Source organism: Ramlibacter sp. JJN2-2R (assembly GCF_057747835.1).
This window is the reverse complement of sequence record NZ_CM173226.1, coordinates 2,550,097-2,576,567: the sequence shown is the minus strand read 5'-3', so window position 1 is coordinate 2,576,567 and position 26,471 is coordinate 2,550,097. Positions and strand designations below refer to the sequence as shown.

Genomic DNA, 26,471 nt, shown 5'->3' with positions numbered 1-26,471 from the left:
ATGAGCACGATCGACCTGCAAGCCCTGATCCCCAACAACGTCAACCTGGCCGACAACCGCCAGCTGCAGCGCGCGCTGGAGCACTGGCAGCCCGCCTTCCTGCGCTGGTGGGACGAGATGGGGCCGAGCGACTTCAAGGCCAACGACGTCTACCTGCGCACCGCCGTGGGCGTCGACGCGTCCGGCTGGGCGCAGTACGGCTACACGCCGATGCCCGACTACCGCTGGGGCATCTTCCTGGCCGACCGGCAGGAGGGCCGCAAGATCGGCTTCGGCGACTTCATGGGCCAGGACGCCTGGCAGGACGTGCCCGGCGAGTTCCGCTCCACGTTCCGCCGCCTGATCGTCACGCAGGGCGACACCGAGCCGGCGTCCGTCGAGCAGCAGCGGCTGCTGGGCCACACGGCGCCGTCGCTCTACGACCTGCGCAACCTGTTCCAGGTGAACGTGGAGGAGGGCCGCCACCTCTGGGCCATGGTCTACCTGCTGCACGCCTACTTCGGCCGTGACGGCCGCGAGGAGGCCGAGGAACTGCTGGAGCGCCACAGCGGCGACCCGGACAAGCCGCGCATCCTGGGCACGTTCAACGAGCCGATGGACAACTGGCTGTCGTTCTTCATGTTCACCTACTTCACCGACCGCGACGGCAAGTTCCAGCTCAAGAGCCTGGCCGAGAGCGCGTTCGACCCGCTGTCGCGCACCTGCCAGTTCATGCTGACCGAGGAGGCGCACCACATGTTCGTGGGCGAGACCGGCGTCGGCCGCGTGATCAAGCGCACGCTGGAGGTGATGAAGGAGCTGGACACCGACGACTGGAAGCAGATCCGCAACGCGGGCGCGATCGACCTGCCCACGATCCAGAAGTTCATGAACTTCTGGTTCACCAGCTCGCTCGACCTGTTCGGCTCGGAGGCTTCGTCCAACGCGGCCAACTACTTCAGCAACGGCATCAAGGGTCGCCCCGACGAGGCCAAGTTCGCCGACCACGTGGAGTCGGGCACCACCATGACCATCCAGGTGCCCGACGGCAACAGCGGCGTGCGCAGCGAGGAGATCTCGGTGCGCAACGGCATCAACGAGATCACGCGGCTGGAATACGCCAAGGACTGCAACATCGGCGTGACGCGCTGGAACATGCTGGTCAAGCGCGCCGGCGTGCCGTTCGAGTTCAAGCTGCCGTCGACACGCTTCCGGCGCCAGGTGGGCGCCTGGGCCGGCCTGCACACCGACCCGCAGGGCCACCCCATCACCGCCGCCGAATTCGAGGCGAAGAAGGACGGGTGGCTGCCCACGGACGAGGACATCCGCTTCGTCAAGAGCCTGATGCAGCGCGTGACCGCGCCCGGCAAGATGGCCGCGTGGATCGCGCCGCCCGACCGCGGCATCAATGCGCAGCCGGTGGAATACGAATACGTGAAGCTCTGAGCGCAGCGCCTCGCTCCTCCAGCCCGACGCCGGCCTCGTGCCGGCGTCGGCGTTCCTGGCTCGGCGCAAGGCATCTCCTACCCGCCGTGGGAGATGCCGCACTGTCCGACTTTCCCATGTCCGACCGGGCGGAGCGCATCCACGGCCCATGCTCTGCACATGCCTCGACGCAACCGTCGCGTCAGGGCTTCACTTCAGGAGATCCAACCATGAGCAAACTACTCGGCCTTCTGGTCGCTTCCCTCGTCGCCGGCGGCGCGATGGCGCAGACCGCCACGAGCAGCTCGACCTTGAGCAACCGCACCGGCGCCTCCGCCACCAGCAGCGGCAGCCTGTCGAGCCAGAACTCGGTCACGGGCCAGGGGGCCACGACCGGCGGCACCCTCGGCGCCAGCGGCGGCAGCATCCTGCAATCCACGCCCAGCACGTCCACCGGCACGATGAGCCAGCCGGGCACTTCGTCGGGCAGCACCACGATGGGCAACACGGGCGCGACCACCTCGGGCAGCACGGCCGGCAAGACGGACTCCGCCACCTCGGGCGGCACCACGCTGGGCAACGCCGGCTCGACGACGTCGGGCGGCACGTCCGGCAAGACGGACGCCGCGACCTCGGGTAGCACGTCGATGGGCCACACCGGTTCGACGACGTCGGGCAGCACGAGCGGCAAGACGAACACCACCACCCCGGGCAGCACGCTGGGCAACACCGGCTCGACCACCGGCAGCACGGGCACGTCGGGCGGCACCACCGCCTCGGGCTCGACCAGCGGCAGCACGTCCGGTTCGGCCGCGACCAACACCAACAACATCTACCTGGGCACGCCGGGCAGCACCAGCAGCAGCACCAGCGCGAACGGCTCGGGCACGACCGGCGGCAGCACGTCCACCGCGACCTCGACCGACCGCGCCTCCACGTCCCGCATGGGCGCGGGCCACGACTGCCCCCCGGGACTGGCCAAGAAGGACAACGGTTGCCTGCCTCCGGGACAGGCCAAGAAGCAGGCGCACTGAGCCTCGCGCAACCCATGAAGAACGCCGGCCGCGCGCCGGCGTTTTTTCATGGCCGGCGTGCCCATCGAAGGCGCGCTCCTACAGCGCGGTCACCCACCGTCCGACGGTCCCGAGCCCATCCACCCCGGATGCTGCTGGGGTTGGTTCGAAGGAGAGACACGATGCGCAGATTCCCGACCGCCCTGGCCGCCGCCGCCTCGCTCGTGGCCACGATGGCCACCGCGCAGACCACGACGAGCAGCGCCACGATGAACACGCAGTCGGGCTCGTTCAGCAGCGATTCTTCCTCCATGGCCCCCGTGCCCGCGACGCCCAGCGCCCCCAGCCGGCCGTCGCGGCCATCGGCCGCGGCCACGGCGGGGACGGCGACGCCTATGGGCGCGGGTCCGGTCGCCGCGACGCCCAGCGCGCTGGGCAACCTGGGCATCGGCAGCACCAGCGGCATGGGCACGGGCGGCAGCGGCAGCGCCGGGCTCACCGCGATGGGCGGCGGGCTGGATGCCGGCGCCGTGCCGACCAACTCGATGGGCGCCGGCGGCCTGATGCCCGACTGCCCGATGGGCACGGTCCGCTCGCTCGGGCTGTGCGTGCCGCCCGCGCAGGCACGCAAGCAGCAGCCCAAGCGCTGATCAGGCGGGGGCGATCTCCGCGCCGCGCTGGGCGAGCAACTCGCGCAGCAGCGAGCGGTGGCAGCGCGATTCGTCCTCGCAGTAGCAGCCGACCGAGAAACTCGCCCCGTGCGACAGCGCGGCCAGCAGGTCCAGGGTGCGCGCCGCCTCGGGCGCGGCCATCTCGGCGCGGTACTTGCGGCCGAAGGCGTTCCAGTCCTTGTCGGTCTCGGCGGACTGCCCCAGGTCCATGGTCTCGGGCGAGGGCGCGAGGTTGGGATACCACACGTCGTACCAGTCGTCGGCGGCGAACCGCTCCTTCGGCACGCCGCGGGGCGGTCGGCGAACGGTGCCGATGCGCAGGCCTTCGCCGGCGGCGCGCGGCGTTCCCAGTCTCACGATGCGGATGGCCATCCAACCCTCCCCCGGACCCGGCCGGTAGAATGCGACGCGTCGGAGCGTAGCGCAGTCTGGTAGCGCATCTGGTTTGGGACCAGAGGGTCGTAGGTTCGAATCCTATCGCTCCGACCACTTCGCTTCCTCGGACCCGTCCTCCCGCGCCGACCTGTGGGCATCTCGTGACGGCTTCGAACAGCAGTTGCCGATTCTCCAACGGTCGTGGCCATTGCGCAGGGCCGCCACCCACCTCCAGCCCTCGATCGGCGCCATTCGCCAAGATGCATCGCCAACCTCAGCAAGGCGCGGCGTCGGCGCCATCCAACCCAACCGTGCTGCTTCGCCCCGCGTGCTCGGCGCAGTCCGCGTCCTGCTTGAGGAGGATCAAGGGCGCGAGCGCACGGCGGGCGAATACTGGTCCCAGGGCTTGAGTCGTTCAGGTCCCCGGAGCGCAAGCGCCGCCCACCTTTTCAACCGGAGAGATCCATGAAGAAACTCACCCTCGCCATGGCCCTCGCGGCCCTGTTCGCCGCGAACGCATTCGCCCAGACCACTGGCCCCGGCCAGGACAAGGCGTCCCCGAGCGCCCCCGCCACCGCGGCCGAAAAGGCCGAAGCCAAGGCCGCCCGCAAGGCCGAAGGCCGCGAAGCGAGCAAGTCGACCCATGCCGGCGACGCCACGCCCGAAAGCGAGGGCAAGGCCAAGGCCGCCAGCAAGACCCAGAAGAAGACCGCCAAGGCCGCCCGCAAGAGCGAAGGCGCCAAGGCCGCCAAGGAAAAGCGCGAAGCCAGCGGCCCGGCCAGCTGACGCGCGCGGCGCGAACCACGGCGGACCCCTCGGGGTCCGCTTTTCTATGGGGGGGCGGGCCCGTCAGGGCTGGCGCTGCGGCTGGCTCGACGGCTCGCGATCGAGCAGGCGGTCGGTGGCGGCGGCGCCGACCCACATGCCCGTGAGCGCGAGCCAGGCCGTCAAGGCGAAGATCGAGCCGCCGCTGATGCCGGCGCCGACGGCGCAGCCGCCCGCGGACATCGCGCCGAATCCCATCAGCACGGCGCCGACGAGATACCGCCGCATGCTGTAGCCGTCCTTCCAGCCCTCGAGGCGGAATTCGCCACCCACCAGGGCGCCCAGCGCCGACCCCACGAACACCCCCGGCAGCATGCCGGCATCGAACCCCACGGGCGGCGGTGGCGACGCCAGCACGCGCATCAGCCACTCGGCCGACGGGCCGCTGAAGGTCAACCCCTGCACCGCGACCACCTGGAACGAGCTGGACGCGACCGAGGACGTGAAGAACCAGGCGAGCGCGACCGACAGGCCCGCCCCCATGCCACCCAGCCACTTCCAGGCGCCGCTGCCGCTGCGGATCGCGTACCAGAGCGCCGCCCCCGCCCACGCGAGGGCGAACGCCAGTCCGCTCCAGCGGGGCAGGTGCAGGACGGCCAGCAGGTCGCGCGGCGGGCCGCCTTCGACCGTCCACCAGGCGCCAACCCAGTCGCGCACGGGCGCGAGCGCGCCCGACAGGGACGCCTGCGCGGCGACGGCGAAGACGAGTCCGGAGAGCACGGCGCGCAGGTTGCCGTTGGCCGAGAGCACCAGCAGGCGGCTGGCACAGCCGCGCGTCATCACCATGCCCGCGCCGAACAGCAGGCCGCCGACCAGCGCGCCGGACAGGCTGCCGCGGACCGCCAGCTGGCGCGTCGTGCTGACGTCGGCGGCGCCGGTGAGCACGAGCAGCTGCACGCCCACCACGGCCGTGGCGAAGGCGAGCAGCCAGACCGCGAGGCGTTCGCCGGCCTGCCCGCGCGCGAACTCGATGGCGGCGGCGCGCAGGCAGAAGCGCGAGCGCTGCGCGAAGAAGCCGAACAGCACGCCGATGACGGCGCCACCCAGGGCGAGCAACCGGGGTTCGCCGGTGCGGTCGAGCAGTGCGTTGAGGTCCACGGATGAGATGGTGCCCGCAAGGCGCCGCATCCCCGTTGACGCGCGTCAACGACCGGCCCGGCCTCGCCCCGTATGTTGGCAAGGCCAAGGCGTGCCAACCCCTTCGAAGGAGATGCCATGAACAGGAATGGAGTGTCCCTGCTGCTCGCGCTCGCGGGCTTCGCGTGCGGCGCCGCGTCGGCGCAGCCGGCCGTCCCCCCAGGGCCCGCGGCGACGGCTTCGGCGCCGCAGCGCGGACCGGGCCCGGGCCCCGGCGCCCGAGCCGGCCACGGGCGGGGCGGCGGCGGCGCGGGCGCCAGCTACACGCCCGGCTGGGCGCTCATGACGCCCGAGGAGCGCAACGAGCACCGGGCACAGATGGCCGGCGTGAAGACGCAGGCCGAGTGCCGGCGCCTGGCTGGCGAGCACCGGCAGCGCATGGACGAGCGGGCGGCGCAGCGCGGCACGACGCTGCGCGGGCCGCGGCGCGATCCGTGCGCGGCCTTGCCGAAGGAGTGAAGGATGCAGCGCGCTCCTAGAATCGGCGCATGACTTCCCAGGAGCTTTCCAGCCTCAACACCCTCGTGCTCTGGGCCGCTTTCGCGCTCGCGGCCGCCTTCGGCGCGCTCGTGCGCGGCAGCGGCTTCTGCACCATGGGCGCGGTGAGCGACGCCGTGGTGCTGGGCGACCGGACGCGGCTGCGCCAATGGGCCGCCGCCAGTGCCGTCGCGGTGCTCGGCTTCGCGGCGCTGGCCGCCGGCGGCATCGTGTCGGCGCCGCAGACCTTGTATGCCAACACGCGCTGGCTGTGGCTCTCGGGGCTGGTGGGCGGGGCGCTGTTCGGGGTCGGCATGGTGCTGTCCTCGGGCTGCGTGAGCAAGTCGCTGGTGCGCGTGGGCGGGGGCAACCTGAAGGCGCTGGTCGTGGTGCTGGTGGCGTCGATCGCCGCCTTCGCCACGCTCAAGGGCCTGACGGCCGTGTGGCGCGCCCGGACGGTGGACCGCATCGCCGTCGACTTCGACCGCAACGCGGACGTCGCCACGCTGCTGGCCGGCGCCAGCGGCCTGTCCACGGGCGCGGCGGCGCTGTGGGCCGGCCTCGTCGTCGGGGGCGCGCTGCTCGCCTGGTCCCTGGCGGACCGCGAGGCGCGCCGGCCCGCCGTGTTCGGCGCCGGCGCCGGCATCGGCGCGCTGGTGCTGGCGATGTGGTGGGTCACGGGCGGCCTCGGCCACCTGGCGGAGCATCCCGAGACGCTGCAGGAGGCCTGGCTGGCCACCAACTCCGGCCGTGCCGAGGCTTTCAGCTTCGCCGGGCCGGTCGCCTATGCGCTGGACTGGCTGCTGTACTTCAGCGACGCCAACAAGCGGCTGAGCGTCGGCGTGGTCGCGGTGCTGGGCGTCGTCGCCGGCTCCGCCGCCCTGGCGCTGGCCGAAGGCAGCTTCCGCTGGGAAGGCTTCGCCGGCACCTCCGACCTGGGGCACCACCTCACGGGCGCCGTGCTGATGGGGGTCGGCGGCGTGACGGCGTACGGCTGCAGCATCGGGCAGGGCATCTCGGGCCTGTCCACGCTCAGCCTCATGAGCTTCACGGCCGTGCCGGCCATGATCGCGGGCGCGGTCGGCGCCGTGCGCTACCAGGCCTGGCGCGTCGACCGCCAGGAGGCGAGGGCGGTGCCCGCGGCGGTGCGCGACGCGCCGACCTAGGGTCTGCCCCAGCCCCGATCCAATAGCGATGGCTTATATTTGCGGCCGGCGATGCAGCCGCAAAGGAGCCTCCATGTCCGCGATCTTCCGTCGTTTCCTCGTCCTGGTGGCGCTGTTGGGCCTGGCCGGCTTCGCGCACGCGCAGGACAAGGTGGTCTACCACATCGACAACGCCGAGATGCAGGCGACCAAGGGGCTGCGCAACATCCGCAACCACCTCGACGTGGCGCCCGACACCAAGATCGTGGTCGTGACCCATGCCGAAGGCATCGACTTCCTGATGGAAGGCGCGCGCGACAAGAAGAACCCGAACATCGACTACGCCTCGCTGGTCAGCGCGCTGAAGGCGCGCGGCGTGCGGTTCGAGGTGTGCGAGATCACGCTCAAGACGCGCAACATCCCGAAGGACAAGTTCATCATGGACGCCGACTTCACCCCTTCGGGCGTGGTGCGGATCGGCCAGCTGCAATCGCGCGAGCACTACGCCTACATCAAGCCCTGAGATGCCGGCCGCCGCCCGCAAAGCCCAGCGCCCCGGCGCCGAGATCGAGACCGACGAGGTCTTCGTGCTTGCCGCGGAGATCTTCCGCGTGATGTCGGCGCCGATGCGGCTGAAGATCATCAGCTGCCTGTGCAACGGCGAGAAGAACGTGAGCGAGCTGCTGGGCGAGATCGACACCACCCAGCCCAACATGTCCCAGCACCTGAACACGCTCTACAAGGCGGGCGTGCTCGGCCGCCGCCGCGACGGCGTGCAGATCTACTACCGGATCGTCAACGACCGGGTGGTCACCCTGTGCCGCGCGGTCTGCACCCAGATCGCGATCGAAGCCGACGTTTCCCGGTAAATCAACATGCAGTTCTCCTGGCGCCGCCTGGCGGCGAGCGCGTTCGCGCTCTGGTTCAACTGGATGCCCGGCGCGTGGGCGCAGGATCCGGTCCCGATGTCACCGCAGCAGGTGTCCAAGTCCGCCTGGTTCGTCCAGGGCCAGTCGGCGCTGGGCTCGCCCGCCAACCAGAATTTCATCTCCAACGCCGGCTTCGTCGTCACCCCGGCGGGCGTGGTCGTCATCGACGCGCTGGGCTCGCCGGCGCTGGCGCGGCAACTGCTGGCCGAGATCCGCAAGATCACGCCGTTGCCGGTCACGCACGTCATCCTGACGCACTACCACGCCGACCACGTCTACGGCCTGCAGGTCTTCAAGGGCGCCGGTGCGCGCATCGTCGCCCACCAGCTCGGGCGCGAGTACCTCAACTCGGACACCGCGCGCCTGCGGCTGGAAGCCTCGCGCAAGGACCTGGCGCCGTGGATCGACGCCGACACGCGCCTGGTGCCCGCGGACGAATGGATCGACGGGCCGCGCGAGCTGGTGGTCGGCGGCGTGCAGCTGCGCATCGTGCCGGTCGGGCCGGCCCACACCGCCGAGGACGTGGTGGTCTACCTGCCCTCGGAGAAGGTGCTGTTCGCCGGCGACCTGGTGTTCCGCAACCGCATCCCCTTCGTCGGGCAGGCGGACAGCCGGCACTGGATCGCCGCGATGGACCAGCTGCTCGCGTTCGACGCCCAGGTGATCGTTCCCGGGCACGGCGCCGCCTCGCGCGATGCGCGGGCGGACATGGAGCTCACGCGCGACTACCTCGTGTACCTGCGCCAGGTGATGGGGCAGGCCGCGCGCAACATGGAGCCGTTCGAGGACGCCTACCGGGCGGCCGACTGGACCCGCTTCGAGAAGCTGCCGCTCTTCCATGCGGCCAACCGCATGAATGCCTACAACACCTACCTGCTGATGGAGCAGGAGAAGTGACCCTGGCCGGCCTTCCCGTCTCGCGTCGCGCCGTCGTCGCCGCCTTGCCGTTCGCGGCGGCCTGGATGGGCGCCGGCGCGGCGACGCTGGCCGCGGCCCGGTCGCTGCGCGACGAACTGGCCGCGGCACTGGCGGCGCGCAAGCCGCTGCTCGTCATGGCCAGCCTGCACGGCTGCCCGTTCTGCAAGGCCGTGCGCGACAGCCACCTGGCGCCGCTGGCGCGCGAGGGCCAGCCGGTGGTGCAGCTGGACATGGGGTCGCGCGAGCCGGTGCAGGACCTGGCCGGCCGCGCCACGACGCATGCAGACCTGCTGATGGCCTGGCAGGTGCGCGCGGCGCCGACCGTGCTGTTCCTCGGCCTGCGCGGGCAGGAGGCGGCAGCCCGCCTGGAGGGCGCGTCGATCCCCGATTTCTACGGCCACTACCTGCAGGAGCGGCTGGAAGCCGCGACGCGGGCCGTGGCCGGCCGGGCGGCATAAGCGTTAACCCGCATCGGCCGACCGTCTGCCAGGATATATATTTGTGAATCCGAATATAGCAATGCAAGAGTCCATGAACACCGGCCGCGTGCGCAAGGCGCCCGAGCACTTTCTCGACCAGGCCGGCATCCGGCAGGCCGCGCAGGAGGCGCGCCAGGGGCGGCGGGATTTCCTGCGCAGCGCCTTTGCCGCTGCCGCCGCCGCGGGCGCCACGGGTGCGGCTGCCGCCGCGCCGGCGCCGGCCGATGGCGATCCCAACATCCTGCAACTGCCCGAGCACTCGACCGGCCTCGGCCAGTCCGTCGCCACCGAGGGCTACGGCAAGCCGTCCAAGTACGAGGCCAACGTGCAGCGCCGCACCAGCCCGGGCCTGACCCAGACGCGTCAGGCGTCGGTGTCGTTCGCGCCGCTGCAGTCGCTGTTCGGCATCGTCACGCCCAGCGGCCTGCATTTCGAGCGGCACCACCAGGGCTGGTGGGACATCGACCCGTCCAAGCACCGCCTGATGGTCAACGGACTGGTGAAGTCGCCCAAGGTCTTCACGATGGACGAGCTGATGCGGCTGCCGTCCGTCTCGCGCTTCCATTTCATCGAGTGCGGCGCCAACACCGGCATGGAGTGGGGCAACGTCGCCGTGCCGACGTGCCAGTACACGCACGGCATGCTGTCGTGCAGCGAGTTCACCGGCGTGCCGCTGATCACGATCCTGGAGATGGCCGGCGTCGACCTGAAGAACGGCCGCTTCGTGCTGGCCGAGGGCGGCGACGGCTCCTCGATGACGCGCACCATCCCCATGAGCCTGGTGCGCTCGGGCGAGGTGCTGGTGGCCTACGGGCAGAACGGCGAGATGCTGCGCCCCGAGAACGGCTATCCGCTGCGGCTGGTCGTGCCCGGCGTGCAGGGCGTCAGCTGGGTCAAGTACCTGCGGCGCATCGAGGTGGGTGACCAGCCTTACGGCACCAAGGACGAGACGGTCCACTACGTCGACCTGATGCCGGACGGCACGCACCGCCAGTACACCAGCATCCAGGAGTGCAAGAGCGTGGTCACCACCCCCTCGGGCGGCCAGGTGCTGCTGGACAAGGGCTTCTACAACATCACGGGCCTGGCCTGGTCGGGCCGCGGCAAGGTCAAGCAGGTGGACGTGTCCGTCGACGGCGGGCGCAACTGGCGCCAGGCGCGCCTGCAGGATCCGGTCATGAGCAAGTGCCTGACGCGGTTCTCGCTCGACTGGGTGTGGGACGGCAAGCCCGCCATCATCCAGAGCCGCGCGACCGACGAGACCGGCTACGTCCAGCCCAACTACCGCCAGCTGCGCGCGGTGCGCGGCACGCGGTCGATCTACCACAACAATGCGATCCAGTCCTGGCTGGTGGAAGAGAACGGGGAGGTGAAGAATGTCCAGGTGGGTTGAAGCGCTGCTCGCGGCAGCCGTCCTCGCCGCCGCCGTTCCCGCCGCCGCGCAGAACGTGTCGTATCCGGGCATCGGCCGCCAGGCCACGCCGGCCGAGGTGAAGGCCTGGGACATCGACGTGCGTCCCGACTTCAAGGGCCTGCCCGCCGGCGCGGGCAGCGTGGAGAAGGGCCAGCAGGTGTGGGAGGACAAGTGCGCGTCGTGCCACGGCGTGTTCGGCGAGTCCAACCAGGTGTTCAACCCGCTCGTGGGCGGGACCACCAAGGACGACATCGCCACCGGCCGCGTCGCCTCGCTGCGCCGCACCGACTTCCCGGGCCGCACGACCATGATGAAGGTCGCCACCGTCTCGACGCTGTGGGACTACATCAACCGCGCGATGCCCTGGAACAAGCCCAAGTCGCTCACGGTCGACGAGGTCTACGCCGTCACCGCCTACCTGCTCAACCTGGCCGACGTCGTGCCGGCGGACTTCACGCTGTCCGACCGCACCATCGCGCAGGTGCAGGAGCGCATGCCCAATCGCAACGGCACGACCACCGCGCACGGGATGTGGCCCGGCAACGAGCTCAAGGGCACCGGCAAGCCCGACGTCACCGGCACGCGCTGCATGAAGGACTGCGCGGTCGACGCCAAGGTCACCTCGCTGCTGCCCCCGTTCGCGCGCAACGCGCACGGCAACCTGGCCGAGCAGAACCGCCTCGTCGGCGCGCAGCATGGCGTGGACACCGCGGCGGCGGCCCCCGCGGCGCAAAAGGGCGCTTCCGCCCCGGCGCCGCAGAAGCCCGCATCGGCCCCGGCCCCGTTCGCCGTGCCGGACGGTGTCGCCGCGCTGCTGCAGAAGAACAACTGCACCGCCTGCCATGCGGCCGGCCAGCGCGTGGTCGGCCCCGCGTGGAACGAGATCGCGACGCGCCATGCCGGCAAGGCCGACTACCTGGCGGGCAAGATCCGCTCGGGCGGCACCGGCACCTGGGGACCGATCCCGATGCCGCCGCAGACGCTCGACGACGCCTCGTTGCGCCAGATCGCCAACTGGCTGGCGGGCACCCGCCCGTGAGCGACAGGGAATGTCCCCTGTCGCTGCCGCCAAGCACCCATTAACCTGCCCCCCACCCACCTGGAGATTCCGATGACCACCCGCCGAGACGCCCTCAAGCACAGCGCCGTCGTGGCCGGCCTGCTGGCCGCCACGGGCCTGTTCCCCACGCTCGCGCGTGCCGCCTGGAGCAAAGCCGCCTTCGACGCCAAGAGCGTCGCCGACGCGGTGAAGGCCTACGGGGCCGGCGCGCCCACCGAGAGCAAGGACGTGACGCTGACCGCGCCCGACATCGCCGAGAACGGCGCCGTCGTGCCGATGGGCGTCGCCACCACGCTGCCCAACGTCAAGCAGCTGCTGCTGCTGGTGGAGAAGAACCCGAGCGCGCTGGTCGCCAAGTTCGACGTCACCGACGCGGTCGAGGCGAACTTCCTCACCCGCGCCAAGATGGGCCAGTCCTCCGACGTGTACGCGGTCGCGATCACGGCGGACGGCAAGGCCCTCTTCGCCAAGAAGGAAGTCAAGGTCACCCTCGGCGGCTGCGGCGGCTGAAGCCGCCCCCGCGCAACCCATATCCAAGGAGTCACAACATGGCAGATCCGATGCGCATCCGCGCGCAGGCCCAGGGCGGCAACGCCGTGGTCCGCGTCCTCATGAGCCACGAGATGGAAACCGGCCAGCGCAAGGACGCTTCCGGCAAGGTCATCCCCGCCTGGCACATCACCGAAGTCACCGCCAATCTCAACGGCAAGCAGGTCCTGGCCGCAGAGTGGGGCCCCGCGGTGGCAAAGAACCCCTTCCTGCAGTTCACCATCAAGGGCGCCAAGGCCGGCGACAAGGTGGCGATCAGCTGGAAGGACAACCGCGGCGACACCCGCACCGACGAAGCGACCGTCAGCTGAGACAGACCGGCTGCAGCCGGCACGCTGCCAACCCGAAGGAGACAAGCACGATGACACCCACCCGTTCCACGGGGCTGCTGGCGCTGGCGCTACTGGCCGCCGGCGCGGCCCATGCCCAGAAGTCCGCCACCCAATCGATCGAGGAATACCGGGCCATGCTGGCCGACGGCAACCCGGCCGAGCTGTTCGAGGCCAAGGGCGAGGCCCTCTGGAAGCAAAAGCGCGGCCCCAAGAACGCCTCGCTCGAGCAGTGCGACCTCGGCAAGGGGCCGGGCGTGGTCAAGGGCGCCTTCGTGGAGCTGCCGCGCTATTTCCCCGACGCCGGCAAGGTGCAGGACCTGGAGACGCGGCTGGTCACGTGCATGGCGAACCTGCAGGGCTTCAACGCGCAGGAGATCATGAAGACGCCCTTCGGCAAGGGCGAGCAGAGCAACGTGACCGCGCTGGCCACGTGGATCGCGGCCGAATCCCGGGGCATGACCTTCAACCTGCCGCAGGGCCACACCCAGGAGCGGGTGGCCTACGAGGCGGGCAAGCGCCTGTTCTTCATGCGCGGCGGGCCGCACGACTTCTCGTGTGCCTCGTGCCATGGCCAGGACGACAAGCGCATCCGCCTGCAGGACCTGCCCAACCTCTCCAAGAACCCGGGTGACGGCATCGGCTTCGCCGCCTGGCCCGCTTACCGCGTGTCCAACGGCCAGATGTGGAGCATGCAGCAGCGCCTGAACGACTGCTACCGGCAGCAGCGCTTCCCGTATCCCGAGTTCGGCAGCGATGCGCTCGCCGCGCTGTCCACCTACCTGGGCGTGAACGCCAAGGGCGCCAAGTCCGCGGCGCCGACGCTCAAGCGCTGAGGAGCCAACGATGACGACAAGCAACATGAAGAAGATCGCCCAGGCCTGCGGCGCCGCGCTGCTGCTCGGGGCCGCCGTGGTCGGATGCGCCGGCAGCTCGGGCGGCGCCATGCCCGGCGACGCCGAGCTGGACAAGCTGGCGCAGGACCTGGTGCGCACGGGCTTTCGCGACCAGGGTCCCGTGAAGCTCGACCGGGTGACCCACCTCGACGAGACGCTGCAGGCCTGCAACGCCGCCGACGTGGCCGGCAAGCCCCTGCCCGAGGCGCAGGCCAAGGCCATCGAGGCGGCCAACCTCAAGACCATCAAGTGGCCCGCCGACGGCAAGTTCCTGGGCGACTGGAAGCAGGGCGAGCAGATCGCCCAGAGCGGCCGCGGCCTCACGTGGACCGACGATCCGAAGATGGCCAACGGCGGCAACTGCTACAACTGCCACCAGATCACCAAGGAGGAGATCTCCTTCGGCACGATCGGCCCCAGCCTGTACCAGTACGGCAAGCTGCGCGGCGTCGCCAACCCGGCCAGCGCCGAAGCCAAGCCCATCGTCGAATACACGTGGGGCAAGCTGTGGAACGCCAAGGCCTACAACGCCTGCTCGAACATGCCGCGCGTGGGGCACTCGGGCATCCTCGACGAGCAGCAGATCAGGCACGTGATGGCCTTGCTGCTCGATCCGCAATCCCCCGTCAACAAGTGAGCGTCGAAGGCAGTCCACCTTGAACCTGAGCAAGCGCGATTTCCTGCAGGTATTGACCGCCGCCGGCGTGGCCGGCATGGGCCTGGGCCGCTGGGCGGACGCCGACGCGGCCACCGCCGCGCAGGCGCTGTACGACGTGCCGAAGTTCGGCAACGTGTCGTTCCTGCACATGACCGACTGCCACGCGCAGTTGCTGCCCGTGTACTTCCGCGAGCCGAGCGTCAACCTCGGCGTCGGCGGCATGAGCGGACAGTTGCCGCACCTGGTGGGCGAGGCGCTGCTCAAGAAGACGGGCGTGCCCGCCGGCACGCCCAGCGCCTACGCGCTGACGTACCTGGACTTCGAGCAGGCGGCGCGGCGCTACGGCAAGGTGGGCGGCTTCGCGCACCTGGCCACCCTGGTCAAGCGCCTGAAGGCCAGCCGCCCCGGCGCGCTGCTGCTGGACGGCGGCGACACGTGGCAGGGCTCGGGCGTCTCGTTGTGGACCAAGGGCCAGGACATGGTGGACGCCGCCAAGCTGCTGGGCGTGGACATCATGACCGGCCACTGGGAGTTCACCCTCGGCATGGACCGCGTCAAGGAGATCGTCGACAGGGACTTCGCCGGCAAGGTGGATTTCCTGGCGCAGAACGTCAAGACCGCCGACTTCGGCGACGCGGTGTTCAAGCCCTACGTCATCCGCGAGATGAACGGCGTGCCCTGCGCCATCATCGGCCAGGCGTTCCCCTACACGCCGATCGCCAACCCGCGCTACTTCGTGGCCGACTGGACCTTCGGCATCCAGGACGACAACCTGCAGAAGATGGTGGACGAGGCGCGCGGCAAGGGTGCCAAGGTGGTCGTCGTCCTCAGCCACAACGGCATGGACGTCGACCTCAAGATGGCCAGCCGCGTGCGCGGCATCGACGCCATCTTCGGCGGCCACACCCACGACGGCATGCCGGTGGCCAGCGTGGTGCGCAACGCGGGCGGCCAGACGCTGGTCACCAACGCCGGCTCCAACGGCAAGTTCCTGGGCGTGATGGACTTCGACGTGCGCGGCGGCAAGGTGCAGGACTTCCGCTACAAGCTGCTGCCGGTGCTGTCCAACATGCTGCCGGCCGACAAGGACATGGACGCGCTGGTGCACAAGGTGCGCGCGCCGTACGAATCCAGGCTGGCCGAGAAGCTGGCCGTGACCGAGGGCACGCTGTACCGCCGCGGCAACTTCAACGGCACCGGCGACCAGCTGCTGCTGGACGCGCTGATGGACGTGCAGGGGGCCGAGATCGCGTTCTCGCCCGGCTTCCGCTGGGGCACGTCGCTGCTGCCGGGCCAGCCGATCACGCGCGAATGGCTGATGGACATGACGGCCACGACGTACTCGTACGCGACCGTCACGCAGATGAGCGGCGAGACGATCAAGACCGTGCTCGAGGACGTCTGCGACAACCTGTTCAATCCCGACCCCTACTACCAGCAGGGCGGCGACATGGTGCGCGTCGGCGGCCTGCAGTACACCTGCAACCCGCTCGCGCCGATGGGCAAGCGCATCGAGGACATGCGTCTGAACGGCAAGCCGATCGAAGCCTCGCGCCAGTACAAGGTGGCGGGCTGGGCGCCGGTGGCCGAAGAAGCCCGGTCGGCGCCGGGCGCGCGGCCGGTGTGGGAGGTGGTGGAGACGTGGCTGAAGGCGCGCAACGGCGTCGTGAAGGCGCGCGAGCCGAACGTTCCCAAGCTGGTCGGCGTGCTGCCCAACCCCGGCGTGGCCGCGGCCGCCTAGCCGAATCGCGGCGCGCGGGTCAGTACGGCTTGTCGCGCCAGCCGAGCCGGTGCCACAGCCGGGCCAGCGGCAACTCGAACGCCAGGAAGGCCAGCGTCACCCAGGCCACGTCGAGCGGTCGCAGGTCCAGCGCGCCCTGCAGCGCCAGCAGCGGGACCAGCGACTCCGGGATCTGGTCCAGGCCGATGGACTGGCCGCCGGACTCGATGCCCAGCCGCCGCTTCGTGAAGCTCGCCAGCGCATCGCCCAGCATCGCATAGGCGCCCGCCAGCACGCCCACGGTCACGGGCAGGCGCAAGAGCAGCGCGCACAAGGCGCCGGCTGCCATGGCGACAACCAGTCCGCGCGTCGTCTTCGACTCGCCGAGCAGGCGCCGGCCGTCGAACCAGTGCCGTCCGCCGTCGAGCGGCCAGGACAGCCAGGCCGGCGCGAGCTTGCTGGCGTGCAGGGGCGCCACGTTCACGGCTGCCACCAGCAGCAGGGCCCGCAGGCCGGCGAGAAGTTCGTCCATGCGACAGGATGGCTGCGCGGCGGCGGCTGGAATTTGCGCTGGCGCAAGCCGCGCGCATGACGGCTGGCCCGCCGCGCAAGGCCCGGCGCCGCCGGGCGGGCTTCAGCCCTCGCGGCGCTGCGCCGAAGCCATCGCGCTCGCCAGCGCCTGCACCTGGGCCGCCACCCAGCCCACCAGGTCGTCCATGGTCAGGATGCCGAGCAGCTCGCCCTCGGGCCCCGTGACGGGCACGCGGCGCACGCGCCGGCGCTGCATCTGGGCCAGCAGCTGCATGGGCGTGTCGCCGGCGCGCGCGGTGACCGGGTCGCGGCTCATGATGTCGGCCAGCCGGTACGCATGCGTGTCGCGGTCGGCGGCGACGACGGCCACGGCAATGTCGCGGTCGGTCACGATGCCCGTCACCACCTGCGTGGCGCGCGAGGGCGTGTCGACGACCACCAGGGCGCCGACGTGGCGGTCGCGCATCAGGCGCGCGGCTTCGTCCACCATCATCCCGGCGTCCGCCGTCACGACGTCACGGGTGCACAGGTCGATGGCGGTGGCAGTGCCGGGCTGGAAGTAGCGCAGCGTGGGGCCGGGGTGCTGGGCAGCGAAGAAGGCAGCGTGCTTGTCCGCGTGGGAAGGAATGCTCATCGAAGCTCTCCATGGTCGCTGCGCAATCTGGCATGGCGGCCGGGCGAGGCCTTGCGCCGGCGCAAATCGGGGCGCGTCGCGAGGCCCGAATTCGTTTCACTTTGCGCAGCGCAGAGGCGTGCGCGCACGGCAATCGTGCGCGCGTGGCTTTCGTTGCATTGACGGTCGCCCGCATCGGGCGCGAAAGGACACGCACTTGCGTGAACGCAAGGCGGGTGGCCGCCGCATCGACAGCATGGTGGGAACGGAGCCCCCGCAGGCTTCGCTAACAAGGAGTCCCCCATGTCCAAGCCATTCACCACAGCCATCGCCGCCGCGGCATCCGCCGTGGCGATGCTGGCCACCGCCACGCCCAGCTTCGCCCAGTCGGGCGAGGCGGACCAGACCCAATCGCGCCGGGAACCCGGCCGCAAGTATTCCAAGGAGGAACGGGCCGAGGCCCGCGATGACCGCCGGCACGAGGGCCGGGATGCCGCCAAGATGGGTGCCGGCGGCGAAGCCGGCGCCGCCATGGCCGAGGAGCCCCGGCGCAAGCTGACGCGGGCCGAGCGCGCGGAGGCAGCCAAGACGCGCAAGGCCGTGGGCCGCAGCGCGTCGCACGACAGCGAGCGGGTCAGCGGCGAGCGCTGAGCAGGCGCAAGGGAAGGCAGGCGCTGCACCCACCGCGCATCACGCGAGCGTGGTGCAGTGCTGCACGAACGACTGCTCGCTGGCGGCGATCGGCTCCATCGTCTGCCGCAGCGTCTCGAGCACCTGCTCGTCCGCCTCCGAGGCGTCGCCGCTGCGCTGCCGCAGGCGCTTGGCCAGCACCTCGTCGGGCGCCTCGCACACCGCGATCACGAACTGCGCACCCATCTGCTGGGCGAGGGCGCGCGCCTGCTCGCGCTCGTGGCGGTGCAGGAAGGTCGCGTCCAGGATCACCGGCCAGCCGGCCGCCAGCACCGCGCGCGCCCGCGACAGCAACTGGGCCAGCGTCCGGCGGCCGGCGTCCGCGGTGTAGATGTCCAGCCCGGCGCCGCGCGACGGGTCCAGCGGGCCCAGGCCGAACAGCCGCTTGCGCTCGACATCGGAGCGGATGCGCACGGCCTGCTGCTGCTCGAGCAGGCGCTGGGACGACCAGGTCTTTCCCGACCCCGGCAGCCCGTGCATGATGGTCAGTTGCGCCGGCCTGCGGCGCATCCAGCCCAGGGTCGAGGCCATGTAGCGGCGGGCGCGGGACCGCCGGCCCGGCCCGTGCAGCGCGCTCACCTGGGCGCGCACCAGGGCGCGGTACACCGCCGCGTGCCGCAGCACGGACAGGGCCTCGTGGTCGCCCGTGTGGTCGAGCCAGCGGTTCAGCAGGCGGAACGCGAGGTCGGTCCGCCCCTGGGCCGCCAGGTCCATCACCGGGAAGGCGATGTCGTCGGCGACGTCGATGAAGCGCAGCGCCGGGTCGAATTCGATGGCGTCGAATGCCGCCACGCCGTCGGGCAGGCGCAGCAGGTTGGCCAGGTGCAGGTCGCCGTGGCACTCGCGCACGAAACCGGCGCTGCGCCGGTGCGACCACACGGGCGCGAGCCGCACCCATTCGTCCGGCAGCCAGGACTGCAGTTCGCGCCGTTCGGTGGCGGTGGCCGCGCTGCTGGCGCCGCGCAGGGCGGCCAGGGCGGCGGCGCGCCGCTGCGCCGGCAGGCCATAGGCCTCGTCGGCACTGGCGCGCGGTGCGGCCCCGTGGAAGGCGGCCAGCAGGTCGCCCAACTGGTCGATGTCGCCCGCCTCGAGCGTGCCGGCCGACAGCCGCGAGCTGAACAGGGCCGATTGCGCAAAGCGGCGCAGGTGCACGGCCACCTCGATCGCGGGGTCGCCCCGGCCGAGCACGGGCGACTGCGGCGTGCCGCCGATCACATCGACGCCCAGGTACAGGCCCGGCGCGAGGCGCTGGTTGATCCGCACCTCCTCGGCACAGAAATGCATGCGCGACTCGAGGGTGGCGTAGTCGAGGAACGAGGTGCGCAGCGGCTTCTTGATCTTCCACGCGTCCTGGCCCGCCAGCAGGATCCAGGAGATGTGCGTCTCGATCAGCTCGGCGCCGAGCTGGCTCGCCAGGTTGTGCACGAGGATCTCGCTGCGCCGGCTCGAGCCGGACACCCATCCGGAGGGATGCGCGGTCGGCTGCGCGGGCGTGCCCGGGACGGTCTGCAGCATCAGGCGGCGCGCGGCGCGCGCCGCGATGAGGGTGGATGGGCCGCGGCCGACTGGCGCTGCACGGCCGGGTCGGATCGCGTGGGGGTCGGGGGCATGGGTCGGACTCCTTGGTCTGGCGGGCCGGCGTGGCGGGGGCGGCGGCCTGCCGGTTGGATCCGGCGCAAGGCGGCAGTGGACCCGCAGCAGGCGTCACACGAGCCCATTCTGCGAAGGCCCATCCGGCCCGAACTTGCGTGTACGCAAGTTCCGCCGCGCCTTTGTGTCCAGACTGCTGACCTGACCAACGGAATCCCGATGAGGGTGCCATGACTGAAACGACCGATTCCGAGGTTCCCGTCCGCGCCCAGCTGGCGGGAGGCAGCGCCGGCGCGCCCGTGCCGCGCGCGCCGGCACGTACGGGCGTCTGGCAATGGCGCCCGGTCACCGGGGAGGTGCTGTGGACCCCGGGCCGGAGTGCGGCGGACCTGTTCCCCCTGCGCGGACGGCTGCTGTTCCCCGCGTGGCTGCGGTCGGTGCACGTGCAGGACCGCGCGGCCGTCTCCAGCCGGCTGCAGGAAGCCGCGCGCAGCGGGCAGACCTTCCGCCTGCGCTTTCGCGCCATCGGCTGGGGCGGCGTGGAGCGCTGGGTCGAAGGCGACGGCGTCGCCCGGGGCGAGGGCAGCGCGCGCACGCTGGTCGCCACGCTGCGCCAGGGCCAGGCCCGTCCCATCGGCACCGAGCCCGAGGAGCGGTTCCGCGTCGCCGTGGAAAGCATGATCGATGCGTTCGGCATCTACCGGTCGGTCCGCAACGGCGCCGGCGAGATCGTCGACTTCGAGGTCGCCTTCCTGAACGACGCGGCCTGCCGCGCCAACGTGATGAGCCGCGAGCAGCAGCTGGGCCAGCGGCTGTGCACGCTGTTCCCGCGGTTGCGCGCCCATCCGCTGTTCGCCGAGTATTGCGACGTGGTGCGCACGGGCCGGCCGTTCGCGCGCGAACTGCATGGCATGGACAGCGGCGGGCATGGTCCGCGCGACTTCGACCTGCGCGTCTCCAAGCTGGGCGATGGCTTCGTCGCCGTCTGGCGCGACGTCACGCGGCAGCGCTCGATGGAGCGCGAGCTGAACGCGGCCAACGAATTCCTGCAGACCCTGATCCGCACCAGCCCGGCGGCCATCTTCGCCAAGGACCTCGACGGGCGTTTCCTGGTCGCCAACGAGCTGGCCGGCAAGGCCATGAACCTGCCCGCGGGCGAGATCGTCGGCCGCACGGCCCAGGAGCTCGCGTCCGGCGGCGGGCTGCCGTGGACCCACGACGATGGTCGGGTGGTCGCCAGCGACCAGCCGCAGGAATTCGAGGACGAGGTGGTGATCGACGGCGAGCGCCGGCGCTTCCATGTGGTGCAGTTCCCGCTGCGCGACGGACGCGGGCCCATCAGTTCCATCGGCGCCATCGCGACCGACATGACCGACTACCACCGGGTGCTGGATCGGCTGGAGGAGAGCGAGGCGCGGCTGCGGCTGGCCACCGAGGCGGCCACGATCGGCATCTGGACCTGGGACCTGCGCACCGACGCGGTGGTCTGGAGCCCGGAGATGCGCGCCTTGCTGGGCCTGGGCGCCGACGACGACACCGCCTGGACGGGCGCCGCGTGCCAGCGCATCGTGCATCCGGACGACGCCAAGCCCCTGTGGGCCGCGCTGCAGGAGGGCATCCGCACGCGCCGGCAGGTGCGCGCGGAGTTCCGGGTGCCGCAGCCCGACGGCTCGGTGCGCTGGCTGCTGTGCGTCGGCCGCGCCGACTACGAGGGGGACACGCCGGTGCGCATGCTGGGCATCAGCCAGGACACCACCGACAGCAAGCGGGTGCAGCAGGCCATGCTGGAGGCGCAGCGGCGCAAGGACGAATTCCTCTCGACGCTGTCGCACGAGCTGCGCAACTTCCTGTCGCCGATCCGCTATTCCACCGCCATCCTCGGCTCGGGCCAGGCCGATGCGGCGCAGGCGCAGCGCTCGCTCGCGGTGCTGCGCCGGCAGGTCGACCACCTCGACCGCCTGGTCGCCGACATGCTGGACGTGGCGCGCATCCAGGCCGGCAAGCTCGAGATGCGCATGGAGCCGCTCGAGCTGGGCGACCTGCTGCAGCGGGTGATGGATGCCTGCCTGCCCGCCACGGGCTCGCGCGACCAGAACCTGCGGCTGGCCTGCGAGGTGCCGCGGCTGGTGTTCGAGGGCGACGGCCTGCGGCTGTGCCAGGCGCTGGGCAACCTCATCCTGAACGCGTCCAAGTACACCCCGGCCGGCGGCCGCATCGAGCTGTGCGCCCGCTGCGAGGACGACCTGTTGCGCATCGAGGTGCGCGACGACGGCACCGGGTTCGAGCCCGACCTGGCGCCGCGCCTGTTCGGCCTGTACGAGCAGGCGCGCAACGGCGCCCACGGCGGCCTGGGCATCGGGCTGCACCTGGTGCGCCACATCATGGAGGCGCACGGGGGCGGGGCCGCCGGCCGCAGCGAGGGACGCGGCAAGGGCAGCACGTTCACGGTCTGGCTGCCGCTGCGCGGTGCCGGCCCGGATGTCGCGCAGGCATCCCCCTGAGCCGCGGCGGCCAGCTCGGCCATTGCCATCCGGGCCGCCTTTGATTCACATCATTTGCAAATGCCCCGGAGTGGGCATAGATTGGAGCGTCCCAGGAGCATCCATGGATCACGTGCTGGTCGTCGTCTATTCGTTCACCGGCGTGTCGCGGCAGGCGGCCGATCTCCTCTGCGCCGAGACCCGCTGGCCGATGGGGACCATCGAGGACGCGCATCCGCGGGCCGGGGCCTGGGGCACGCTGCGGTGCGTGGTCGACTCGCTGCTGCACCGGCAGCCCGCCATCGCCTACCAGGGGCCTGATCCCCAGTTGTTCGACACCGTGGTGCTGGTCGCGCCGATCTGGGCTTACCAGCTCGCCGGCCCGATGCGCACCTTCGTGCACGAGCGGCGCGCGGCGCTGCCCGAGGTCGCGGTCATCAACACCATGGGGTCCGCCGGCGCCGGCAATGCCGTGGCCGAGATCGGGCGCATCCTGGGCCGCTCGCCGGTCCTGACGCTGGCCCTGCTGCAGCAGGACGTGCAGGAAGGGCGGTGCGGCCCGCGCCTGCGCGGCTTCGTCGAGGCCCTGCGTCCCGCCGGCGCGGACGAGGCGCCGGTGCGCCCTTCGGTGCTCTCGCCGTCGAGCGCCTGAAACCGCGGGGACCCTGATGCACCCTCCACCCGGCACGGACCGCGAGGCCGCCCCCGTCGAGGGGCCGGTCCCGCGGCGCAAGTCCCACCTGAAGGTGATCGAGTTCCGCGCGCCCGCAGCCGTCAGCGGCGAGGCCACCCGCGCGGCGAGGGCGCCGTGCTTCGACTGCCGGATCCGCGAGCTGTGCCTGCCCGCCCAGCTGTGCGACGAAGCCCTGCACGAGCTGGATGCGGTGCTCGTGGGCCGCCGCCGGCTGCGCGCCGGCCAGGCGGTGTTCTCCGAGGGCGACAAGTTCAGCTTCGTGTACGCCGTGCGCAGCGGCAGCTTCAAGACGACCATGCTGCTCAAGGACGGGTCGGACCAGGTCGACCAGTTCCTGATGTCGGGGGACCTGATGGGGCTGGACGGGGCGGCCGGCGGCGTGCATGCCAGCACCGCCGTGGCGCTGGAGGACGGCGAGGTGTGCTCGCTGCCGTTCGATGCGCTGCGCGGGCTGGCGGCGCACAACCCGGCGTGGCACGAAGTCCTGTGCCGCGCGATGGGGCGCGAGATCGTGAAGGAGCACGCGCATTCGATGCTGCTGGGAACGGCGAGCACCGAGGCGCGCCTGGCGTCGTTCCTGCTGGAGTTGTCGCAGGCGATGCGCGTTCGCGGCTATTCGCCCACCGAATTCCACATGCGCATGTCGCGGGCGGAGATCGGCAGCTACGTCGGGCTCACGCTGGAAACCGTCAGCCGCACCTTGTCGGCTTTCCAGCAGCGCGGGCTGATCGAGGTGCAGAAGCGCCACATCCGCATCCTCGCGCTCGAGGACCTGCGCCGCCTGCCCACCGAGGCCGGGGGGCGCTTCGCCTGAGGCCTCAGGCCACCTGCAGTTCGTCGACGACGCGCGTGACGCCGCGCGCGGCCATCGCGGTGCCGATGGCCGCATCATGTTCCGCCAGCGAATCCACCCGCCCGCGCAGCGTCACCACGCCGGCATCCACCTCGACGCCGATGCGGCCGGCCTCGCGTTCGGCGTGCCGGGCGAGGGCCGCGGAAATCTGCTCGCGCAGCGCCGAGGGGTTGACCCGCTGGCGCGTCCTCACCAGGTTGGTCACGCCGCGCACGCCGAGCAGCGGTGCCACGCATTGTTCCGCGCTCTGCACCTGGTAGGGCCAGTCGACCTCGCCGGTCAGCTGCACCCAGCCGTCCTCGACCTCCACCAGCACCTTGTCGGCCGGCACCAGCGAATGCCAGCGCAGGGCATGCGCGGCCGCCTCGGCGATCTCCGAGTCGCTGCGGCGATGGTCCGGGGCGATGCGCACCTCCAGGTCCAGCGCGATCCCGCGCACGCCGGAGACGCGGCGCACGGCGTGCTCGACGGCGTGCTTCTCCATGAACGTCTCCAGGGTGCCGCTCAGGGTGACGATGCCGTCGGCGACGGCCACCCCGATCCTGCGCGGGTCGACGGCCGGATCCCAGGCCAGCTCGTCGATGACGTCGGCCTTCAGTTGCGAGTCACTCTTGACCATGCTGCTCTCCTTCAAACCGGGTGACGGGAGGTGCCACTCTAGGAGCCCGGGGCGGGCGTGCATTGATCGCGCGCAATGCCACGGGGGGCTGCGGCGCTCGCGCGGGGCGGGCGCAAGGCGCGCGATTGATTGAAATCATGTCGCTGGCCGGCACCGGTTCCTACAGTGACAGCGCTGCCGTCACCGACCGTCGGTAGGCTGCGGCGCCCGCGCGCTGTGCGCGCCTCATCGGAGAACGGAAAGCGGGCCATGGGGAGCGACGACGACATCCAGCTGCATCTCACCCAGGAGCGGGGCTACCGCTTCAGGGTGCGTTTCGACGACCCCGCGACGCCGGAACTGGTCACCGACGAGCCCCCGCCGCTGGGCCTGGGCACGGGGCCGAACCCGGCCCGCCTGCTGGGCGCGGCCATCGCCAACTGCCTGGCGGCGAGCCTGCTGTTCTCGCTGCGCAAGTTCGGCGGCGACGCGGCGCGCATGCACGCGGACGTGACCCTGACCCTGGCGCGCAACGAGCATGGACGCGTGCGCGTGCCCCACATCGCGGTGGACCTGCAGATCGATGCCGCCGAGGCGCAATTGCAGGACGTCGAACAGGCGCTGGCGCAGTTCGAGGACTTCTGCGGCGTCACCGAGAGCGTGCGCAAGGGGATCGACGTGTCGGTGTGCGTGTGGGACCGTGAAGGCTATGCGCTGCACGTGACGGAGGGCGCCCGCAGCCATTCCTGAGGGGTGCTGCTCGCGCGGTCGTCACGCGTTCGCGACGCGCAGCGCGGCGCCGCCCCTGCCGCCCGCCGCCCAGGGCGCATGGCGGGCGAGGGCGTCGGCATCCAGGATTCGGACGTGGCGCTTGCGCACGTCGATGATCCGCTTGCGGGCGAACAGCGACAGCGAGCGGCTCACCGTCTCGATGGTGACGCCCAGGTAGCTGGCGATGTCGCTGCGCAGCATGCGCAGGTGGAACTCGCGGGCCGAGTAGCCCCGCTCCAGCATGCCGCGCGAGACTTCCAGCAGGAAGGCGGCGACGCGATCCTCGCCGCGGCGCGCGGTGAGCACCGCCATCAGCTGGCGGTCGCGCACGATCTGTGCCGCGAGCGCCTGCCACAGGCGGTCGGCGCGCGCCGCCCCGCCGGCGTCGCACCCGCCCAGCGCGGCGACCGGCACGGTGCACACCTCGGCATCCTCCAGGGCCACCACGGTGCCGCGATGGCCCTGCGCTGCCAGCGCGTCGGCTCCGGCCAGGTCGCCCTGCAGGTGGAAGGCGGTGACATGCTCCGTGCCGTCCGCGGACATCACGGTCGTCTTGAGCGTGCCGGCGCGCACGACGAACACGAAGTCGCCCGGCTGGCCCGCATGCACCAGCGTCTGGCCCGCGTGCAGGCGGCGGCGGCCGATCAGCGGCGTGGCGGTCGTGCCGGCGGATGCGGACGAGGCGAGCAGGCAGCGCTCGCTGGCGCGGCAGTTGCGGCACGCCGGGCGCGGGGGAGCGGCATCGTCGTGTTCGGGCGCGCACTCCAAGAGCGCCTCCCTGCTGGCGTCGAATCCCATCCACTGCTCCTCGACCCTGTCGGGTCATGAGGAACGATGATGCGGCCGGGGTTGGGGGCCCACCCCTGTAGTTCTACCTGCCCCTCGCCCGTACTTCCCTGCGCTCGGGCGGCGTCACGGGGGCGTCACAGGTGGCTGGATGCGTAGGCGATCAGCTCGGCACCGGTGCGCAGCCCCAGCTTGCGCTTGATGGTGGCCCGGTGCAGGTCCACGGTGCGGATGCTCAGGTTGAGCTCGGACGCGATCTCCTTGGTGGTGCGCCCGCCCTTGAGTTGCTGCAGGACCTCGAGCTCGCGCAGCGTCAGCGGCGCCTGGCCGGCCGCGGCCGCGTTGGCCGGCTGCCGGCGCAGCAGGCGATTGACCATGCGCGCATTGAGCCGTGGACTGGCCCAGGTCTGGCCGTCCAGGACGGCCAGCGCCGCCGAGATGACGCTCGCATGGGCGCTGTCCTTGGCGACGAACCCGGCCGCGCCCAGCGCCAGCGCCTGCTCGCCGTAGAGCATCTCGTCCTGCATCGTCACGATCAGCACGGGGCGCGGCGCCTGCGCCTCGACGACCGAGCGCACCGTGTCCAGGCCGGACGAGTCGGGCAGGCCCATGTCGGTGACGACCAGGTCGGGCCGGTGCTGCCGCACGAGGTCCAGGCCCTCGCGCAGGGTGCCGGCGCTGCCCACCAGGCGCAGCTGCGGACAGCCGAGCACCAGCGTTTCGAGGCCGAACCGCACGATGTCGTGGTCGTCGATGATCAGGACGGATGGCGCCATGCTGCTCCAACTTTGCGGCCTGCCGTGGCCGGCTGCGGTAGCGTACGCGACAGTGACTTGATTGCAATCAATCCGCCCCGGCGGGAGCGT

General features: G+C 71.3%; 30 protein-coding genes and 1 tRNA gene. 22 read left to right on the top strand and 9 right to left on the bottom strand.

Features of this window, described 5'->3' with window-relative positions; translation table 11 throughout:
* Positions 1–1,425, top strand: a complete 1,425-nt coding sequence (gene boxB / locus AC3ANR_RS12570; RefSeq protein WP_488288448.1) for a benzoyl-CoA 2,3-epoxidase subunit BoxB — start codon at positions 1–3, stop codon at positions 1,423–1,425.
* Between the two features lie 181 nt (positions 1,426–1,606).
* On the opposite strand, the gene AC3ANR_RS12565 is transcribed toward boxB, so the two are convergent.
* Positions 1,607–2,236 (bottom strand): hypothetical protein, encoded by a 630-nt coding sequence (locus AC3ANR_RS12565; RefSeq protein ID WP_488288447.1) that lies wholly within the window; start codon positions 2,234–2,236, stop codon positions 1,607–1,609.
* Positions 2,237–2,599: 363 nt separating this feature from the next.
* On the opposite strand from AC3ANR_RS12565, the gene AC3ANR_RS12560 reads away from it, so the two are divergent.
* Positions 2,600–3,067 carry a hypothetical protein gene (locus AC3ANR_RS12560; RefSeq protein WP_488288446.1) on the top strand — a complete coding sequence of 156 codons (468 nt, stop codon included), beginning with the start codon at positions 2,600–2,602 and terminating at the stop codon, positions 3,065–3,067.
* On the opposite strand, the gene AC3ANR_RS12555 is transcribed toward AC3ANR_RS12560, so the two are convergent.
* Positions 3,068–3,460, bottom strand: coding sequence for a DUF488 domain-containing protein (locus tag AC3ANR_RS12555; protein WP_488288445.1), 393 nt, complete (start codon positions 3,458–3,460; stop codon positions 3,068–3,070). It lies immediately after the preceding gene.
* 40 nt (positions 3,461–3,500) lie between these two features.
* On the opposite strand from AC3ANR_RS12555, the gene AC3ANR_RS12550 reads away from it, so the two are divergent.
* Positions 3,501–3,577, top strand: a tRNA-Pro gene (locus AC3ANR_RS12550).
* Positions 3,578–3,928: 351 nt separating this feature from the next.
* A complete protein-coding gene (locus AC3ANR_RS12545; RefSeq protein WP_488288444.1) occupies positions 3,929–4,249 on the top strand; it encodes a hypothetical protein in 321 nt (106 codons plus the stop codon).
* 63 nt (positions 4,250–4,312) lie between these two features.
* On the opposite strand, the gene AC3ANR_RS12540 is transcribed toward AC3ANR_RS12545, so the two are convergent.
* Positions 4,313–5,386 carry a YeeE/YedE family protein gene (locus AC3ANR_RS12540; RefSeq protein WP_488288443.1) on the bottom strand — a complete coding sequence of 358 codons (1,074 nt, stop codon included), beginning with the start codon at positions 5,384–5,386 and terminating at the stop codon, positions 4,313–4,315.
* 117 nt (positions 5,387–5,503) lie between these two features.
* Here AC3ANR_RS12540 and AC3ANR_RS12535 point away from each other — a divergent pair, with 117 nt between their 5' ends.
* From AC3ANR_RS12535 to soxB, 13 genes are all read left to right on the top strand, one after another.
* Positions 5,504–5,884, top strand: a complete 381-nt coding sequence (locus AC3ANR_RS12535) for a hypothetical protein (RefSeq protein ID WP_488288442.1) — start codon at positions 5,504–5,506, stop codon at positions 5,882–5,884.
* 29 nt (positions 5,885–5,913) lie between these two features.
* Complete coding sequence (locus AC3ANR_RS12530) at positions 5,914–7,068, top strand: YeeE/YedE family protein (RefSeq protein WP_488288441.1); 1,155 nt, start codon at positions 5,914–5,916, stop codon at positions 7,066–7,068.
* 73 nt (positions 7,069–7,141) lie between these two features.
* Complete coding sequence (locus AC3ANR_RS12525) at positions 7,142–7,570, top strand: DsrE family protein (RefSeq protein ID WP_488288440.1); 429 nt, start codon at positions 7,142–7,144, stop codon at positions 7,568–7,570.
* Position 7,571: 1 nt separating this feature from the next.
* Complete coding sequence (locus tag AC3ANR_RS12520) at positions 7,572–7,916, top strand: ArsR/SmtB family transcription factor (RefSeq protein ID WP_488288439.1); 345 nt, start codon at positions 7,572–7,574, stop codon at positions 7,914–7,916.
* 63 nt (positions 7,917–7,979) lie between these two features.
* A complete protein-coding gene (locus tag AC3ANR_RS12515; RefSeq protein ID WP_488291802.1) occupies positions 7,980–8,873 on the top strand; it encodes an MBL fold metallo-hydrolase in 894 nt (297 codons plus the stop codon).
* On the top strand, positions 8,870–9,352 hold the full coding sequence (locus AC3ANR_RS12510) for a thioredoxin fold domain-containing protein (RefSeq protein WP_488288438.1): 483 nt from the start codon (positions 8,870–8,872) through the stop codon (positions 9,350–9,352). Before AC3ANR_RS12515 ends, AC3ANR_RS12510 begins: the two co-directional genes overlap by 4 nt.
* A gap of 61 nt (positions 9,353–9,413) precedes the next feature.
* Complete coding sequence (soxC, locus tag AC3ANR_RS12505) at positions 9,414–10,766, top strand: sulfite dehydrogenase (protein WP_488288437.1); 1,353 nt, start codon at positions 9,414–9,416, stop codon at positions 10,764–10,766.
* Positions 10,750–11,826, top strand: a complete 1,077-nt coding sequence (locus tag AC3ANR_RS12500; protein WP_488288436.1) for a c-type cytochrome — start codon at positions 10,750–10,752, stop codon at positions 11,824–11,826. The genes soxC and AC3ANR_RS12500 overlap by 17 nt, the downstream gene beginning before the upstream one ends.
* Before the next feature lie 72 nt (positions 11,827–11,898).
* On the top strand, positions 11,899–12,357 hold the full coding sequence (gene soxY / locus AC3ANR_RS12495; RefSeq protein ID WP_488288435.1) for a thiosulfate oxidation carrier protein SoxY: 459 nt from the start codon (positions 11,899–11,901) through the stop codon (positions 12,355–12,357).
* A 38-nt stretch (positions 12,358–12,395) separates the two neighbouring features.
* The gene (gene soxZ / locus AC3ANR_RS12490; protein WP_488288434.1) at positions 12,396–12,707 is read left to right on the top strand and encodes a thiosulfate oxidation carrier complex protein SoxZ; all 312 of its coding nucleotides are present in this window, start codon (positions 12,396–12,398) and stop codon (positions 12,705–12,707) included.
* A 50-nt stretch (positions 12,708–12,757) separates the two neighbouring features.
* A complete protein-coding gene (soxA, locus tag AC3ANR_RS12485) occupies positions 12,758–13,561 on the top strand; it encodes a sulfur oxidation c-type cytochrome SoxA (protein ID WP_488288433.1) in 804 nt (267 codons plus the stop codon).
* Positions 13,562–13,586: 25 nt separating this feature from the next.
* Entirely contained in the window at positions 13,587–14,258 is a 672-nt protein-coding gene (gene soxX, locus AC3ANR_RS12480) for a sulfur oxidation c-type cytochrome SoxX (protein ID WP_488291801.1), read from the top strand.
* Positions 14,259–14,277: 19 nt separating this feature from the next.
* A complete protein-coding gene (gene soxB, locus AC3ANR_RS12475) occupies positions 14,278–16,020 on the top strand; it encodes a thiosulfohydrolase SoxB (RefSeq protein ID WP_488288432.1) in 1,743 nt (580 codons plus the stop codon).
* A gap of 19 nt (positions 16,021–16,039) precedes the next feature.
* On the opposite strand, the gene AC3ANR_RS12470 is transcribed toward soxB, so the two are convergent.
* Together AC3ANR_RS12470 and AC3ANR_RS12465 are read right to left on the bottom strand one after the other, a co-directional pair.
* Positions 16,040–16,531, bottom strand: a complete 492-nt coding sequence (locus AC3ANR_RS12470; RefSeq protein ID WP_488288431.1) for a CDP-archaeol synthase — start codon at positions 16,529–16,531, stop codon at positions 16,040–16,042.
* A 102-nt stretch (positions 16,532–16,633) separates the two neighbouring features.
* Positions 16,634–17,164 (bottom strand): CBS domain-containing protein, encoded by a 531-nt coding sequence (locus AC3ANR_RS12465; RefSeq protein WP_488288430.1) that lies wholly within the window; start codon positions 17,162–17,164, stop codon positions 16,634–16,636.
* Between the two features lie 282 nt (positions 17,165–17,446).
* Between AC3ANR_RS12465 and AC3ANR_RS12460 the strand changes: the two genes are divergently transcribed.
* A complete protein-coding gene (locus AC3ANR_RS12460) occupies positions 17,447–17,794 on the top strand; it encodes a hypothetical protein (RefSeq protein WP_488288429.1) in 348 nt (115 codons plus the stop codon).
* 39 nt (positions 17,795–17,833) lie between these two features.
* Here AC3ANR_RS12460 and AC3ANR_RS12455 read toward each other — a convergent pair whose 3' ends face one another.
* Entirely contained in the window at positions 17,834–19,348 is a 1,515-nt protein-coding gene (locus AC3ANR_RS12455; protein WP_488288428.1) for a bifunctional aminoglycoside phosphotransferase/ATP-binding protein, read from the bottom strand.
* A 305-nt stretch (positions 19,349–19,653) separates the two neighbouring features.
* On the opposite strand from AC3ANR_RS12455, the gene AC3ANR_RS12450 reads away from it, so the two are divergent.
* The 3 genes from AC3ANR_RS12450 (at position 19,654) to AC3ANR_RS12440 (ending at position 23,411) form a co-directional block, all read left to right on the top strand.
* Positions 19,654–21,924, top strand: coding sequence for a PAS domain-containing protein (locus AC3ANR_RS12450; RefSeq protein ID WP_488288427.1), 2,271 nt, complete (start codon positions 19,654–19,656; stop codon positions 21,922–21,924).
* 103 nt (positions 21,925–22,027) lie between these two features.
* Positions 22,028–22,555, top strand: coding sequence for a flavodoxin family protein (locus AC3ANR_RS12445; RefSeq protein ID WP_488288426.1), 528 nt, complete (start codon positions 22,028–22,030; stop codon positions 22,553–22,555).
* A 16-nt stretch (positions 22,556–22,571) separates the two neighbouring features.
* Entirely contained in the window at positions 22,572–23,411 is an 840-nt protein-coding gene (locus AC3ANR_RS12440; RefSeq protein WP_488288425.1) for a helix-turn-helix domain-containing protein, read from the top strand.
* A gap of 4 nt (positions 23,412–23,415) precedes the next feature.
* Here the strand turns inward: AC3ANR_RS12440 and AC3ANR_RS12435 are convergent, their stop codons facing one another.
* The gene (locus tag AC3ANR_RS12435; RefSeq protein WP_488288424.1) at positions 23,416–24,069 is read right to left on the bottom strand and encodes a BON domain-containing protein; all 654 of its coding nucleotides are present in this window, start codon (positions 24,067–24,069) and stop codon (positions 23,416–23,418) included.
* A 249-nt stretch (positions 24,070–24,318) separates the two neighbouring features.
* Between AC3ANR_RS12435 and AC3ANR_RS12430 the strand changes: the two genes are divergently transcribed.
* Entirely contained in the window at positions 24,319–24,798 is a 480-nt protein-coding gene (locus AC3ANR_RS12430) for an OsmC family protein (RefSeq protein WP_488288423.1), read from the top strand.
* Between the two features lie 21 nt (positions 24,799–24,819).
* On the opposite strand, the gene AC3ANR_RS12425 is transcribed toward AC3ANR_RS12430, so the two are convergent.
* Together AC3ANR_RS12425 and AC3ANR_RS12420 are read right to left on the bottom strand one after the other, a co-directional pair.
* On the bottom strand, positions 24,820–25,617 hold the full coding sequence (locus tag AC3ANR_RS12425) for a helix-turn-helix domain-containing protein (protein WP_488288422.1): 798 nt from the start codon (positions 25,615–25,617) through the stop codon (positions 24,820–24,822).
* Positions 25,618–25,742: 125 nt separating this feature from the next.
* Positions 25,743–26,381 (bottom strand): response regulator, encoded by a 639-nt coding sequence (locus AC3ANR_RS12420; RefSeq protein ID WP_488288421.1) that lies wholly within the window; start codon positions 26,379–26,381, stop codon positions 25,743–25,745.
* Between the last annotated feature and the right edge of the window lie 90 nt (positions 26,382–26,471).